This window comes from Citrobacter sp. R-1.5.2 (genome assembly GCF_035064245.1).
Classification (GTDB): Bacteria; Pseudomonadota; Gammaproteobacteria; order Enterobacterales; family Enterobacteriaceae; genus Citrobacter.
The window spans coordinates 238804-254201 of sequence record NZ_JASEYC010000004.1 but is presented as its reverse complement, the minus strand read 5'-3'; the positions used below and the strand labels follow the sequence as shown (position 1 = coordinate 254201).

The following is a 15398-nucleotide window of genomic DNA, read 5'->3' as shown; positions in this document are numbered from 1 at the left end:
TGATGGCAAGCCCAATCCGTTATCTAAATTAGCTATACAAAAAAAGGCTGGCAAGCCCGAAATGGCCTGCCAGCCCTGTTTTTATTAATGCTCTTTGCGCGAGGTCACTATTTTGCCGTCACAACCTGCATTCCAGAGGGTTCATTTTGCAACGCAAGAGTCAGAACTTCCTCAATACGTTTCACCGGGTGAATATTAAGATCGGCAATAACGTTGTCCGGAATCTCTTCCAGGTCACGTTTGTTTTCGTCTGGAATTAAGACCGTCTTAATGCCACCACGGTGTGCCGCCAACAGTTTTTCTTTCAAGCCACCGATAGGCAGAACCTGACCACGCAGGGTGATCTCGCCAGTCATCGCCACATCGGCACGAACCGGGTTACCGGTCAGGCACGAGACCAGCGCAGTGCACATGGCAATACCCGCGCTTGGACCATCTTTCGGCGTCGCGCCTTCAGGTACGTGAACGTGGATGTCGCGTTTTTCGTAAAAGTCCGGGTTAATACCCAGTTTTTCCGCACGCGCACGCACCACGGTCAGTGCGGCCTGAATGGATTCCTGCATCACTTCGCCGAGCGATCCGGTGTAAGTCAGCTTGCCTTTACCAGGAACACAGGCGGTTTCAATGGTCAGCAGATCGCCGCCCACTTCTGTCCATGCCAGCCCCGTGACCTGACCAACGCGGTTTTCGTTATCCGCACGGCCATAGTCAAAGCGCTGCACACCCAGGTAGTCGTGCAGGTTATCACCATTGATCTCGATGTGTTTCAGTGACTTATCGAGCAACAATTGCTTAACCGCTTTACGGCACAGTTTGGAGATTTCACGCTCCAGACTACGCACGCCCGCTTCACGGGTGTAGTAACGAATGATGCCCACAATGGCGCTATCATCAACCGTCAGCTCGCCTTTTTTCAGCGCATTACGCTCAATCTGTTTTGGCAACAGATGACGCTTAGCTATATTAAGCTTCTCGTCTTCGGTATAGCCAGACAGACGAATCACTTCCATACGATCCAGCAACGGTGCCGGAATGTTCATGGAGTTCGACGTCGCAACGAACATGACGTCGCTGAGGTCGTAGTCCACTTCCAGGTAGTGATCGCTGAACGCCACGTTCTGCTCTGGATCCAGCACCTCAAGCAGTGCTGATGCCGGATCGCCACGCATGTCAGAAGACATTTTGTCGATCTCATCAAGCAGGAACAGCGGGTTTTTCACGCCCACTTTGGCCATTTTCTGGATCAGTTTGCCCGGCATCGAACCGATATAGGTTCGGCGGTGACCACGAATTTCAGCCTCATCACGCACGCCGCCAAGCGCCATACGGATGTATTTACGCCCTGTCGCCTTCGCGATGGACTGACCCAGAGAGGTTTTACCCACCCCCGGCGGTCCAACCAGACACAGGATCGGTCCCTTGATTTTGTTCACACGGCTCTGGACCGCAAGATACTCAAGAATACGATCTTTCACACGCTCCAGACCATAATGGTCGGTATCGAGGATTTCCTGCGCCTGACGCAGGTCTTTTTTGACCTTGCTACGCGCATTCCACGGAACCTGTACCATCCAGTCGATGTAGCCACGCACGACCGTTGCTTCCGCCGACATCGGAGACATCATTTTCAGCTTCTGCAGCTCTGCTTCCGCTTTCTCTTTTGCCTCTTTCGGCATCTTCGCCGCGTCGATCTTGCGTTTCAGCGCTTCGTTTTCATCCGGCGCATCGTCCATCTCGCCGAGCTCTTTCTGAATCGCTTTCATTTGCTCGTTCAGATAGTACTCACGCTGAGACTTCTCCATCTGCTTTTTCACACGGTTGCGAATACGTTTTTCAACCTGCAGCAGATCGATTTCGGATTCCATCATTGCCATCAGATATTCCAGACGTTCATTCACGTCAGACATCTCCAGCACGGACTGCTTATCCGCCAGCTTCAGCGGCATATGGGCAGCGATGGTGTCCGCCAGACGCGCGGGATCGTCAATGCTGTTAAGCGACGTCAGCACCTCTGGTGGGATTTTTTTGTTTAGCTTGATATAGCCTTCGAACTGGCTGATAGCTGTACGTACCAGCACTTCCTGTTCGCGCTCATCAATAGCAGGCGAATCAAGGTACTCCGCTTTCGCAGAGAAATGCTCGCCGTTGTCTGACAACGCAGAAATACGCGCGCGCTGTAACCCCTCGACCAGCACTTTTACGGTGCCGTCAGGCAGTTTCAGCATCTGCAAAATAGAGGCCACGGTCCCGACGGTGAAAAGATCGTTTACACCCGGCTCATCCGTTGAAGCTTCTTTCTGCGCGACCAGCATGATTTTTTTATCATGGTCCATAGCCGCTTCAAGACAACGGATAGATTTTTCCCGCCCTACAAATAAGGGTATGACCATGTGCGGATAAACCACCACATCGCGCAACGGCAATACGGGGATTTCAATGCGTTCAGAACGCTCAGGATTCATAGAGCTCTCTCTTAGTTTAGTTTCCGCCAGGTAATCAGGTGGTACGACTGTGCTTCACACCACCTTTAACATGTATGTCAGTATATGGGGATGTTTCCCACACATTCAACGCCATGTTTACGGAAAAATAAAAGGGGAGATAAAATCCCCCCTTTTTGGTTAAACGTCTGTATGAATTGATGAATTATTCGCCAGATGCCTGCTGTGCTTCCGGCTTACCGTAAATCAGCAACGGCTTGCTCTGACCGCCAATCACAGACTCGTCGATCACCACTTTTTCAACGTCCTCCATAGAAGGAAGATCGTACATGGTGTCGAGCAACGCGGCTTCCACGATAGAACGCAGACCACGCGCACCGGTTTTACGAATCATCGCTTTCTTGGCGATAGCATCCAGCGCTTCCTCGCGGAATTCCAGATCCACACCTTCAAGATTGAACAGCGCCTGATACTGCTTAGTCAGGGCGTTTTTCGGTTCTTTTAGGATCTGGATCAGCGCTTCTTCACTCAGTTCGCTCAGCGTTGCCACAACGGGCAGACGGCCGATGAACTCAGGGATCAGACCAAATTTGATCAGATCTTCTGGTTCAACCTGCGACAACAATTCACCTTCGCTGGCCTTATCGGACTGGGCTTTTACCGTCGCGCCAAAACCAATGCCGGAGCCGGTTTCAACACGGTTAGCAATCACCTTATCCAGACCGGCAAACGCACCACCACAGATAAACAGAATCTTGGAGGTATCAACCTGCAAGAACTCCTGCTGCGGATGTTTGCGTCCACCCTGTGGCGGAACAGCGGCAACTGTTCCTTCGATCAGTTTCAACAGCGCCTGCTGCACGCCTTCACCGGAAACGTCACGGGTAATAGACGGATTGTCTGATTTACGCGAAATCTTGTCGATCTCATCGATATAGACAATACCGCGCTGCGCTTTCTGCACGTCGTAATCGCACTTCTGCAACAGCTTCTGAATAATATTTTCAACATCTTCACCCACATAACCGGCTTCGGTCAGGGTGGTGGCATCGGCCATGGTGAACGGAACGTCCAGCAGACGCGCCAGCGTTTCAGCCAACAGCGTTTTACCAGAACCCGTCGGGCCAATCAGCAGGATGTTACTTTTGCCCAACTCGACGCCATTGCTGGTGTCGCCGTTGCGCAGACGTTTGTAATGGTTGTATACCGCGACCGCCAGCACTTTCTTCGCCTGTTCCTGGCCAATAACGTAATCGTCCAGGTGGTTGCGAATTTCATGTGGCGTCGGCAGCGCACTGCGTTCACGGTGCGGTGCTACTTCCTTAATCTCTTCGCGAATGATGTCGTTACATAAATCAACACATTCGTCGCAGATATACACGGATGGTCCGGCAATCAGCTTACGCACTTCATGCTGGCTTTTGCCGCAAAAAGAGCAGTACAACAATTTGCCCGAGCCATCTTTGCGTTTATCTGTCATGGGTCAAAACCTCTTCTTTGTTCTTTGTGCCGCACACGACGACGCAAATGCCATTCTCAGGCGCAAGACGCTAGTCAGCGTTGTGCCGCTCCAGGTAATTATAGCGGCACACCTGCGCCCTGGGCATTAATTACGATGGGTCAAAATCGAGTCGACCAGACCGTACTCCACCGCTTCAGAAGCGGAGAGGAAGCGATCGCGCTCGGTATCACGTTCAATCTGCTCAAGAGATTGACCCGTATGATGCGCCATAAGTTCGTTCATGCGCCCTTTTACCTTCAAGATTTCACGGGCATGAATTTCAATATCCGTTGCCTGACCCTGGTAACCGCCCAGAGGCTGGTGGATCATGACGCGAGAATTAGGCAGGCAAAAACGTTTACCTTTCGCCCCGGCAGTCAGCAGAAACGCGCCCATTGAGGCCGCCTGGCCCATACAAATGGTGCTAACGTCCGGCTTAATAAACTGCATGGTGTCATAGATAGACATCCCTGCAGTAATCACGCCACCAGGGGAGTTAATATACAGGTAGATATCTTTTTCCGGGTTTTCTGCTTCCAGGAACAGCATCTGCGCCACAATCAGGTTAGCCATATGGTCTTCGACCTGGCCGGTCAGAAAAATGACGCGTTCCTTAAGTAGACGAGAATAGATATCAAAAGAGCGCTCACCACGCGAGGTCTGTTCAATGACCATCGGCACCAGCGCCATATGGGGTGCAAAGTTATCTCGTTCGCCGCTGTATGACATTTCCGTCTCCTGGATAAAATTTGAAAAAACCTGCTGTGCTGATTGTAACCTTATGGACGGATTATCAGCTAGTCCCTCTGTAATGGGTACGACATCGCCATAATTCAAGCATAACAATCTTTTGTTGTAACGCTAACACTGAAACGCTGTTTTCGCACCCTTCCCATGCAAAATGCGTGACAAAAAAAAAACCCGCCACCAGAAGGTGACGGGTTTATGTGCGAATTTCGTACTATAAAAGCAACGAATTACGCCTGCTGGTTCATCAGTTCGTTGAAAGTAGTGGCTTTTTCAGTCACTTTAGCTTTCGCCAGAACCGCTTCAACAGCCTGTTCTTCCAGAGCGACGTTACGCATGTTGTCCATCAGCTCTTTGTTTTTGCTGTAGAACTCAACAACTTCTTTCGGATCTTCGTAAGCAGAAGCCATTTCTTCGATCAGGCCTTTTACGCGATCTTCATCAGCTTTCAGTTCGTTGGTACGAATCACTTCGCCCAGCAGCAGACCAACAACTACGCGACGCTTAGCCTGTTCTTCGAACAGTTCACGCGGCAGTTCCAGAGCTTGCTTCTCGTTGCCACCGAAACGCTGTGCAGCCTGACGACGCAGAACGTCGATTTCGCTGTCGATCAGTGCTGCAGGAACGTCGATGTCGTTGGCTTTAACCAGACCTTCGATCGCCTGAGACTTAACGCGGTTACGTACAGCGCCTTTCAGCTCACGTTCCATGTTTTTACGCACTTCAGCGCGCAGACCCGCTACGGAACCATCTTCAACGCCAAAACGTTTGATGAATTCTTCGGTCAGTTCCGGCAGTTCACGTTCTTCAACTTTCTTCAGGTTGATAACGAATTTAGCGGCTTTACCTTTCAGGTTTTCAGCGTGGTACTCTTCCGGGAAGGTCACGTCGATGGTGAACTCTTCGCCAGCTTTGTGGCCTTTAACGCCTTCTTCAAAGCCTGGGATCATACGACCCTGGCCCATCGCCAGTACGAAGTCAGACGCTTTGCCGCCTTCGAACTCTTCGCCGTCTACAGAACCGGTAAAGTCGATGGTTACACGGTCTTCTGCATCAGCAGCGCCGTCTTTGTCTTTCCAGGTAGCCTGCTGCTTACGCAGGGTATCCAGCATAACGTCAACGTCAGCATCGGTAACTTCAACAACCGGTTTTTCAACTTCGATTGCGTCCAGACCGGTCAGTTCAACTTCCGGGTAAACTTCGAACTCTACCGCGTAAGTGAAATCTTCACCCAGTTTGTATTCGCCCGGAACGTAGTTCGGTGCGCCAGCCGGATTAATTTTTTCTTTGATGATGGCATCAACGAAGTTACGGCTCATCAGGTCACCCAGAACGTCCTGGCGAACAGAAGCGCCATAACGCTGAGCAACGACATTCATCGGTACTTTTCCTTTGCGGAAACCGTCAATACGCACTTTCTTCGCTACGTTGACCAGCTCGCTTTTCACAGCGGTCTCGATGCTGTCAGCAGCGATAGTAATCGTTACACGGCGGCCAAGGCCTTGAGTGGTTTCAACTGAAACTTGCATCTTGTTACCTCAAAAAATCACAGTGCTCGGTCAACTCTTCTCCGCAAGCACAGGTTGTTGGCTTCGCGGAACTGGGATGTTCTCATAATCAATCACATTCCCTGTCGTCAGAATCATCCCGAAGACATTCCGAAAAATAAGACGCGCATTATAGCGGCATCACTTTTATGAGTCGAGAACGGTTATCGCGCGTTGCTGCGGCTTTTTTCACAATTCCCGGCTAATTTTTGTCTGAATACTGGACGACCTACTCAGAATTCAGACAAAACAAAACGGCCCGCAGGCCGTTTTCACATAATCTGTAGCAACATACTGGAAAAGCGCCGGTTGTTGCAAATCCGTTTTTTAGGCGATGCTTCCCGCCCCACGACACGGAGGCGATGCAAAAATGGTGTCCTGCAACGCTTCCCACTCCTTAATGGTGTAGGTATGCAGGGCAAGAGCATGTACGGTTGTGGAAAGCTCCGCCGTTAACGTGCTGTAAATCATCCGATGACGATTAAGAAAACGTTCACCTGTAAAGCGATCGCTGACCAGCACAACCTTAAAGTGGCTTTCAGAACCTGCCGGGACATTGTGACGATAGCTTTCATCCACAACTTCGAGGAACACGGGTTGGAACGCTGCCCTTAATTTTTCTTCTATTTGCTCACGAATCATCATGAAATTTTTCCTCCGACAACGCTGAGATGTCACCCATCCCTTTAAATACTAGCCGCTTTTACCGTTTTCATTACACCTTAGCAACAAAAAATTAGCGCTTGTCTGATTTTCTCACCCAAACGAATGAAGTTCACTGATTCTTGTGTTCGCGTTATTGCAAAAAGGCCATTTATGGTCTCTACAACATCATCAAACGGACAACATGATGAATTTACATGCGTTACCCACTTCCCCTCATCGTTGGCGATGTTATGATGGCGGGAATTTTCTCTAACCATACAATTTAGATTCGCTGAGAGCCCTGGCATGTTTAAAAAAATCCTCTTCCCTTTAGTCGCGCTGTTTATGTTGGCTGGCTGCGCAACTCCGCCCACTACCATCAACGTATCGCCGAAAATTACCCTGCCACAGCAGGATCCGAGTCTGATGGGAGTAACTGTCAGTATCAATGGCGCCGACCAGCGTCAGGATCAGGCGCTGGCAAAAGTGACCCGCGACAATCAACTGGTTACTCTGACTGCGTCTCGCGATCTGCGCTTCCTGCTGCAAGAAGTGCTGGAAAAGCAGATGACTGCACGCGGTTATATGGTGGGTCCAAACGGTGCAGTTAACCTGCAAATCATCGTAAGCCAGCTGTACGCTGATGTGTCGCAAGGTAGCGTGCGCTATAACATCGCAACCAAAGCAGATATCGCCATTATTGCAACGGCTGCCAACGGCAACAAGATGACCAAAAACTACCGTGCAAGCTACTCTGTTGAAGGCGCATTCCAGGCCTCTAACAAAAATATTGCTGATGCCGTTAACAGCGTCTTGACCGACACCATCGCTGATATGTCCCAGGACACCAGCGTTCACGATTTCATCAAGCAGAACGCTCGCTAATTTAAGCCCCCTGACCCGGTATTTCGCCGGGTCAGCTTTTAATGCCCATGTCCAATCACTATTTACGTATTTTTCAGCAACCAAAATCAGCGATTCTGCTGATGTTAGGTTTTGCTTCCGGTTTACCGCTCGCCCTGACCTCCGGTACGCTTCAGGCGTGGATGACGGTCGAAAATATCGATCTGAAAACTATCGGTTTCTTTTCTCTGGTCGGCCAGGCCTACGTATTTAAGTTTCTCTGGTCCCCGGTGATGGACCGCTACACCCCACCGTTTTTAGGTCGTCGTCGCGGTTGGCTGTTGACGACCCAGGTGTTGCTTCTTATTTCCATCGCCGCGATGGGTTTTCTGGAACCTGGAACGCAGTTACGCTGGATGGCGGCACTCGCAGTGGTGATCGCATTTTGTTCGGCGTCGCAGGATATTGTTTTTGACGCCTGGAAAACAGACGTTTTACCGGCAGAAGAACGTGGTACCGGTGCAGCAATCAGCGTACTGGGTTACCGCCTGGGGATGCTGGTTTCCGGTGGTCTGGCGCTGTGGATGGCTGACCGCTGGCTCGGCTGGCAAGGTATGTACTGGCTGATGGCGGCACTACTGATTCCCTGCATTATCGCCACCCTGTTGGCGCCCGAACCCACTGACACCATTCCGGTGCCTAAAACACTGGAACAAGCGGTTGCTGCGCCACTGCGTGACTTTTTTGGTCGTAACAACGCCTGGCTGATCCTGCTGCTTATTGTGCTGTATAAGCTCGGGGATGCCTTCGCCATGAGCCTGACCACCACCTTTTTAATCCGCGGCGTTGGGTTTGATGCGGGTGAAGTTGGCGTGGTGAATAAGACGCTGGGGCTACTGGCGACCATTGTTGGCGCGCTGTACGGTGGGATCCTGATGCAGCGCCTTTCTCTGTTCCGCGCATTGCTTATTTTCGGCATCCTGCAAGGGGCGTCGAATGCGGGCTACTGGCTACTGTCCATCACTGACAAACACATGTTCAGCATGGCGGCGGCCGTCTTCTTTGAAAACCTGTGCGGCGGAATGGGCACGGCGGCATTTGTCGCTTTATTAATGACGCTGTGCAATAAGTCCTTCTCAGCGACCCAGTTCGCCCTGCTCTCCGCGCTTTCAGCCGTTGGTCGCGTCTATGTGGGCCCAGTGGCAGGTTGGTTCGTCGAGGCTCACGGTTGGCCAACGTTTTATCTGTTTTCCGTGTTTGCCGCGATCCCTGGACTCCTGCTGCTGCTGGTTTGTCGCCAGACGCTGGAACATAGCTGGCAAAATGAGAGTTTTATTCCACGCACAGAGTTCCGTGGGGCGTACAATCTTGCTTTGATGACGCTGGTGACGGGCTGCTGTTTGCTGGCTGTTTGGCTGTTGCTGCTCACCATGAATGCGCTGGATTACACCAACTTCTCTTTCCTGGCGGGGCTGCTTGAAGTCTCAGTCGCGGTCGCCATCTGTGGCGTCGTATTTGGTGGCTTACTGGACTATCTTGCACTACGGAAAACACGTCTGATGTAATTTTTCACATTAATTTGGCCGTTGTAATCACCTTGCGTAATTATAACGGCTAAATAAACAGCAGTTGATAAAAATAATATTTGTTGTTTTGTGCGCCATAAAATTTGGAAATTATTGACTCCTTTTATAAATTCTATTTTCCTTACTCGATTCAGCCGAATCAGATTTATTTTTTGTTCGTTATTTGTCTTTTTATTGATAATCAATTGTTAAACAATTGTTTTATTTTCGTATTGGTTATACCAATTGCCCTCGACACCTCCCCAGCTCGCCCGCTTTCGTTATAACGTGATGTTGCAACAGGTTCTTAAAGCTGAGGCGACATATATTGCAACATATGTGACATGCACGGCAGAACCCGGTAACACAGATCCAATGATGTTTACAGTAATGTAACCTTCCCGTAAAATGCCCTCACACTTTAAACGCCACCCGGTCCCGTGGAATTGAGGTCGTTAAATGAGACTCAGGAAATACAATAAAAGTTTGGGATGGTTGTCATTAATTGCAGGCACTGCATTACTCAGTGGCTGTAATTCTGCGCTGCTTGACCCTAAAGGACAGATTGGACTGGAACAACGGTCATTGATACTGACGGCATTTGGCCTGATGTTGATTGTCGTTATTCCTGCCATCTTAATGGCTGTTGGTTTTGCCTGGAAGTACCGTGCAAGCAATAAAGATGCGAAGTACAGCCCGAACTGGTCACACTCCAATAAAGTGGAAGCTGTGGTCTGGACGGTGCCTATCTTAATCATCATTTTCCTTGCCGTTCTGACCTGGAAAACCACTCACGCTCTTGAGCCAAGCAAACCGCTGGCGCATGACGAGAAGCCCATTACCATCGAAGTGGTTTCCATGGACTGGAAATGGTTCTTCATCTATCCGGAACAAGGTATCGCTACCGTGAATGAAATCGCCTTCCCGGCGAATACTCCGGTTGAATTCAAAGTGACATCCAACTCCGTGATGAACTCCTTCTTTATCCCGCGTCTGGGTAGCCAGATTTATGCCATGGCCGGCATGCAGACTCGACTGCATCTGATCGCCAACGAAGTCGGTACTTATGATGGTATCTCCGCAAGTTATAGCGGACCAGGCTTCTCCGGTATGAAGTTCAAGGCTATCGCAACAAAGGACCGCGCCGAATTCGACCAATGGGTTGCTAAAGCTAAACAGTCCACGAACACCATGAGCGACATGGCTGCGTTCGAGAAAGTGGCTGCGCCAAGCGAATACAACCAGGTGGAATATTTCTCCAACGTGAAACCGGATTTGTTTAAAGACGTTATTAACAAATTTATGGCTCACGGTAAGAGCATGGACATGACCCAACCCGAAGGTGAGCACAACGCACATGAAGGAATGGAAGGCATGGACATGAGCCACGCGGAATCCGCTCACTAAGGGGCCGAGGAAGAATACGATGTTCGGAAAATTGACGCTGGATGCAGTGCCGTTCCATGAACCCATTGTCATGGTTACGATCGCTGCCATTATCATCGGTGGTGCGGCCTTACTGGGCCTTATCACTTACTTCGGTAAGTGGACCTACCTGTGGAAAGAGTGGCTGACTTCGGTTGACCACAAACGCCTTGGCATCATGTATGTCATCGTCGCAATCGTCATGTTGATTCGTGGCTTTGCCGACGCCATCATGATGCGTAGTCAGCAAGCGCTGGCTTCTGCAGGTGAAGCGGGCTTCCTGCCTCCTCACCACTACGACCAGATCTTCACGGCTCACGGCGTGATTATGATCTTCTTCGTGGCAATGCCATTTGTTATCGGTCTGATGAACCTGGTGGTTCCGCTGCAGATCGGCGCACGTGACGTTGCATTCCCGTTCCTGAACAACCTGAGCTTCTGGTTCACCGTTGTCGGCGTAATCCTGGTTAACCTGTCTCTGGGCGTGGGTGAATTCGCACAGACCGGTTGGCTGGCGTATCCGCCACTTTCGGGAATAGAGTACAGTCCAAGCGTCGGGGTCGACTATTGGATATGGGCAGTCCAGTTGTCCGGTATTGGTACAACCCTGACCGGTATCAACTTCTTTGTGACCATCATTAAGATGCGTGCACCAGGAATGACCATGTTCAAGATGCCGGTGTTTAGCTGGGCATCTCTGTGTGCGAACATCCTGATTATCGCTTCTTTCCCAATCCTGACGGTTACCGTCGCGTTGCTGACCCTGGATCGCTATCTGGGCACCCATTTCTTTACCAACGATATGGGCGGCAACATGATGATGTACATCAACCTGATTTGGGCCTGGGGCCATCCGGAAGTGTACATTCTGGTTCTGCCGGTCTTCGGTGTGTTCTCCGAAATCGCTGCAACCTTCTCGCGTAAACGCCTGTTTGGTTACACCTCACTGGTGTGGGCAACCGTGTGTATCACCGTTCTGTCGTTCGTTGTTTGGCTGCACCACTTCTTCACCATGGGTGCAGGCGCTAACGTAAACGCCTTCTTCGGTATTACCACCATGATTATCGCCATCCCAACCGGGGTGAAGATCTTCAACTGGCTGTTCACCATGTATCAGGGCCGCATCGTATTCCACTCAGCGATGCTGTGGACGATTGGCTTCATCGTCACCTTCTCAGTCGGCGGTATGACCGGCGTACTGCTGGCGGTGCCGGGTGCGGACTTCGTACTGCACAACAGTCTGTTCCTGATTGCGCACTTCCATAACGTTATCATCGGCGGCGTCGTATTTGGCTGCTTCGCAGGTATGACCTACTGGTGGCCAAAAGCGTTTGGCTTCACGCTGAACGAAACATGGGGTAAACGCGCATTCTGGTTCTGGATCATCGGCTTCTTCGTCGCATTTATGCCGCTGTACGTGCTGGGCTTTATGGGTATGACCCGTCGCCTCAGTCAGCAGATTGACCCTCAGTTCCACCCAATGCTGGTCGTTGCCGCTTGCGGCGCCGCGCTGATTGCACTGGGTATCCTGTGCCAGCTGATTCAGATCTACGTGTCTATTCGTGACCGCGAGCAGAACCGTGACCTGACCGGTGACCCATGGGGTGGTCGTACGCTGGAGTGGGCAACCTCTTCCCCGCCTCCGTTCTATAACTTTGCCGTTGTGCCACACGTCCACGAGCGTGATGCCTTCTGGGAAATGAAAGAGAAAGGTGAAGCGTACAAACAGCCTGCGCATTATGAAGAGATTCATATGCCGAAAAACAGCGGTGCAGGTATCGTCATTACGGCCTTCGCAACACTGTTTGGTTTCGCCATGATCTGGCATATCTGGTGGCTGGCGATTGCAAGCTTCGCAGGCATGATCATCAGCTGGATCGTGAAAAGCTTTGATGAAGACGTGGATTACTACGTGCCGGTACCGGAAGTCGAAAAACTGGAAAACCAGCATTTCGATGAGATTACAAAGGCAGGGCTGAAAAATGGCAACTGATACTTTAACGCACGCGAATGCCCACGCGCACGAACACGGGCACCACGATGCAGGCCAGACCAAAATCTTCGGATTTTGGGTCTACCTGATGAGCGACTGCATTCTGTTCTCTATTCTGTTTGCAACCTACGCCGTTCTGGTGAACGGCACCGCAGGTGGCCCAACAGGTAAGGACATTTTTGAACTGCCGTTCGTTCTGGTTGAAACATTCCTGCTGTTATTCAGCTCCATTACTTACGGCATGGCAGCTATCGCCATGTACAAGAACAACAAGAGCCAGGTTATCTCCTGGTTGGCGTTGACCTTCTTGTTCGGTGCCGGATTCATCGGGATGGAACTCTATGAATTCCATCACCTGATTGTTAACGGTATGGGCCCGGATCGCAGCGGCTTCCTGTCTGCGTTCTTCGCGCTGGTCGGCACGCACGGTCTGCACGTCACCTCCGGTCTTATCTGGATGGCGGTGCTGATGGTGCAAGTTGCTCGTCGCGGCCTGACCAGCACTAACCGTACCCGTATCATGTGCCTGAGCCTGTTCTGGCACTTCCTGGACGTGGTGTGGATCTGTGTGTTCACTGTTGTTTATCTGATGGGGGCGATGTAATGAGTCATTCTAACGAGAGCGGCGGCGCATCCCATGGCAGCGTAAAAACCTACATGACAGGTTTTATCCTGTCGATCATCCTGACGGTCATTCCGTTCTGGATGGTCATGACAGGTTCTGCTTCTCCGGCCGTCATTCTGGGAACTATTCTGGCAATGGCAGTGGTACAGATTCTGGTGCACCTGGTGTGCTTCCTGCACATGAATAGCAAATCTGATGAAGGTTGGAACATGACGGCCTTTGTCTTTACTGTGCTAATCATCGCCATCCTGGTTGTGGGCTCCATCTGGATTATGTGGAACCTTAACTACAACATGATGATGCACTAAGAGCGGCGATTATGATGTTTAAGCAATACCTGCAAGTAACGAAACCAGGCATCATCTTTGGCAACCTGATCTCGGTGATTGGGGGGTTCCTGCTGGCCTCGAAGGGCAGCATTGATTATCCCCTGTTTATCTACACGTTGGTTGGGGTGTCACTGGTTGTGGCGTCAGGTTGTGTATTTAACAACTACATCGACAGGGATATCGACAGGAAGATGGAGAGGACCAAAAACCGCGTGCTGGTTAAAGGTCTGATATCCCCTGCGGTCTCGCTGGTATACGCCACCTTGCTGGGTATTGCTGGCTTTATGCTGCTGTGGTTTGGCGCGAACCCTCTGGCCTGCTGGCTGGGGGTAATGGGCTTCGTGGTTTATGTAGGCGTTTATAGCCTGTATATGAAGCGTCATTCCGTTTACGGTACGCTGATTGGCTCACTCTCCGGCGCTGCGCCGCCGGTGATTGGCTACTGCGCCGTAACCGGTGTATTCGATAGCGGTGCGTTGATTCTGCTGGCTATTTTCAGCCTGTGGCAGATGCCGCACTCTTACGCGATTGCGATTTTCCGCTTCAAGGATTATCAGGCGGCCAACATCCCAGTGCTGCCGGTGGTGAAAGGTATTTCGGTCGCGAAAAACCATATCACGCTGTACATCGTGGCGTTTGCTATTGCCACGCTGATGCTAACCCTGGGCGGCTATGCAGGATATAAATACCTGATTGTTGCAGCGGCGGTGAGCGTTTGGTGGTTGGGCATGGCGCTGCGCGGTTATAAAGTGGAAGATGACAGAGTCTGGGCGCGCAAGCTGTTCGGTTTCTCCATCATCGCCATTACCGCGCTTTCCGTGATGATGTCCGTCGATTTTATGGTGCCAAACTCGCAGAACCTGCTGACTTACGTCTGGTAAGAATCTGCAGATACGAAAAGGGTGCTCCGGCACCCTTTTTATTGGCAGGAATATTATTCAGTCATAGAGCCATTTCCCAGCCTTTGCTGACTCGATAATCATACCTACTGTCAAAGGCTTTAACTCAATTTCAGGAGGATCTTTTCGCCAGAAAGGGTATTCTTGTTCAATATAATTCCTTCCATCAAACTTCGAGTATTCAATATTAAAATGCTCAAATAAATCAGCTAAAAAATCATACGCATCTTCCGGAACAAACTGAAAATCATCCTCAAGGGTCCATTCTTTAGTGACCTGCTTAAGACCAGGTCTGAACCAACGTTCCCTGATTGGGTAATTCTTCATGATGTACTCAATAACTTCAGCTTCATAATTTCTCATCAGAAGGATGTCCACTGTATGCGATCTTTGGGTCGTGCGATGAGATTGTATTTATCGCGGGTGTGTTTTGTCACCGCAAACAAAAGCACGATTAACTGAGCATGCCCGACAAAAGGAACCCAACGGCCTATGTAAGTTGCTATTTGGTTTGTTGGAACCATCTTCAATTTGGAAAACTTCCCCATAGGAGCGTGTAGCCTTAAACCAAACGGGAACCGAGCCCCTTTCAGAAGTTTTCTACATAGAATTGACGCAATACTAGTGCCTGGGGTGTTAGTGGCTGCTGATAGTTTTCCTTTGACAGGAATAAATGGTTGACCGATCAAAACCAGCGTAACAGCTTCCGTAGTGATACCTAATGAATCTGCCAACTGCTCAATGAATATCAAATCAAACAGCTCACCCGACGTTACGTTAGCGTGACCATGATACCAATAGGTTCCATTCACTTCTTCAGTGGTGTCCATTCAATCAC

The 15398-nt window shown here is 50.4% G+C and carries 14 protein-coding genes; 7 read left to right on the top strand and 7 right to left on the bottom strand.

The window, feature by feature from the left end; genetic code table 11:
• Positions 1–107: 107 nt before the first annotated feature.
• From lon to bolA, 5 genes are all read right to left on the bottom strand, one after another.
• Entirely contained in the window at positions 108–2462 is a 2355-nt protein-coding gene (gene lon / locus QMN38_RS10415) for an endopeptidase La (RefSeq protein ID WP_003831014.1), read from the bottom strand.
• A gap of 184 nt (positions 2463–2646) precedes the next feature.
• Positions 2647–3921 (bottom strand): ATP-dependent protease ATP-binding subunit ClpX, encoded by a 1275-nt coding sequence (gene clpX, locus QMN38_RS10410; protein ID WP_271441619.1) that lies wholly within the window; start codon positions 3919–3921, stop codon positions 2647–2649.
• Between the two features lie 126 nt (positions 3922–4047).
• Positions 4048–4671: an ATP-dependent Clp endopeptidase proteolytic subunit ClpP gene (gene clpP / locus QMN38_RS10405; protein WP_003021624.1), complete on the bottom strand. Its 624-nt coding sequence runs from the start codon at positions 4669–4671 to the stop codon at positions 4048–4050.
• Positions 4672–4919: 248 nt separating this feature from the next.
• Positions 4920–6218, bottom strand: coding sequence for a trigger factor (gene tig, locus QMN38_RS10400; protein ID WP_137384629.1), 1299 nt, complete (start codon positions 6216–6218; stop codon positions 4920–4922).
• Between the two features lie 345 nt (positions 6219–6563).
• Positions 6564–6881 (bottom strand): transcriptional regulator BolA, encoded by a 318-nt coding sequence (gene bolA / locus QMN38_RS10395; protein ID WP_040232707.1) that lies wholly within the window; start codon positions 6879–6881, stop codon positions 6564–6566.
• A gap of 306 nt (positions 6882–7187) precedes the next feature.
• Between bolA and QMN38_RS10390 the strand changes: the two genes are divergently transcribed.
• The 7 genes from QMN38_RS10390 to cyoE all read left to right on the top strand — a co-directional run bounded on the left by QMN38_RS10390 (position 7188) and on the right by cyoE (position 14542).
• Positions 7188–7766, top strand: coding sequence for a lipoprotein (locus QMN38_RS10390; protein ID WP_005125164.1), 579 nt, complete (start codon positions 7188–7190; stop codon positions 7764–7766).
• A gap of 47 nt (positions 7767–7813) precedes the next feature.
• The gene (ampG, locus tag QMN38_RS10385; RefSeq protein WP_323605054.1) at positions 7814–9289 is read left to right on the top strand and encodes a muropeptide MFS transporter AmpG; all 1476 of its coding nucleotides are present in this window, start codon (positions 7814–7816) and stop codon (positions 9287–9289) included.
• Between the two features lie 459 nt (positions 9290–9748).
• Positions 9749–10696, top strand: a complete 948-nt coding sequence (gene cyoA, locus QMN38_RS10380; RefSeq protein WP_271441079.1) for a cytochrome o ubiquinol oxidase subunit II — start codon at positions 9749–9751, stop codon at positions 10694–10696.
• Positions 10697–10715: 19 nt separating this feature from the next.
• Positions 10716–12707, top strand: a complete 1992-nt coding sequence (cyoB, locus tag QMN38_RS10375) for a cytochrome o ubiquinol oxidase subunit I (protein ID WP_003021610.1) — start codon at positions 10716–10718, stop codon at positions 12705–12707.
• Positions 12697–13311: a cytochrome o ubiquinol oxidase subunit III gene (locus tag QMN38_RS10370; protein WP_271441080.1), complete on the top strand. Its 615-nt coding sequence runs from the start codon at positions 12697–12699 to the stop codon at positions 13309–13311. The genes cyoB and QMN38_RS10370 overlap by 11 nt, the downstream gene beginning before the upstream one ends.
• Positions 13311–13640 carry a cytochrome o ubiquinol oxidase subunit IV gene (locus QMN38_RS10365; RefSeq protein WP_003831006.1) on the top strand — a complete coding sequence of 110 codons (330 nt, stop codon included), beginning with the start codon at positions 13311–13313 and terminating at the stop codon, positions 13638–13640. Before QMN38_RS10370 ends, QMN38_RS10365 begins: the two co-directional genes overlap by 1 nt.
• 11 nt (positions 13641–13651) lie before the next feature.
• The gene (gene cyoE / locus QMN38_RS10360) at positions 13652–14542 is read left to right on the top strand and encodes a heme o synthase (protein ID WP_100194043.1); all 891 of its coding nucleotides are present in this window, start codon (positions 13652–13654) and stop codon (positions 14540–14542) included.
• 57 nt (positions 14543–14599) lie between these two features.
• On the opposite strand, the gene QMN38_RS10355 is transcribed toward cyoE, so the two are convergent.
• Both QMN38_RS10355 and QMN38_RS10350 read right to left on the bottom strand, forming a co-directional pair.
• Complete coding sequence (locus QMN38_RS10355; RefSeq protein ID WP_267445061.1) at positions 14600–14923, bottom strand: DUF1493 family protein; 324 nt, start codon at positions 14921–14923, stop codon at positions 14600–14602.
• A complete protein-coding gene (locus QMN38_RS10350; protein ID WP_200000253.1) occupies positions 14923–15390 on the bottom strand; it encodes an STM2901 family protein in 468 nt (155 codons plus the stop codon). Before QMN38_RS10350 ends, QMN38_RS10355 begins: the two co-directional genes overlap by 1 nt.
• Between the last annotated feature and the right edge of the window lie 8 nt (positions 15391–15398).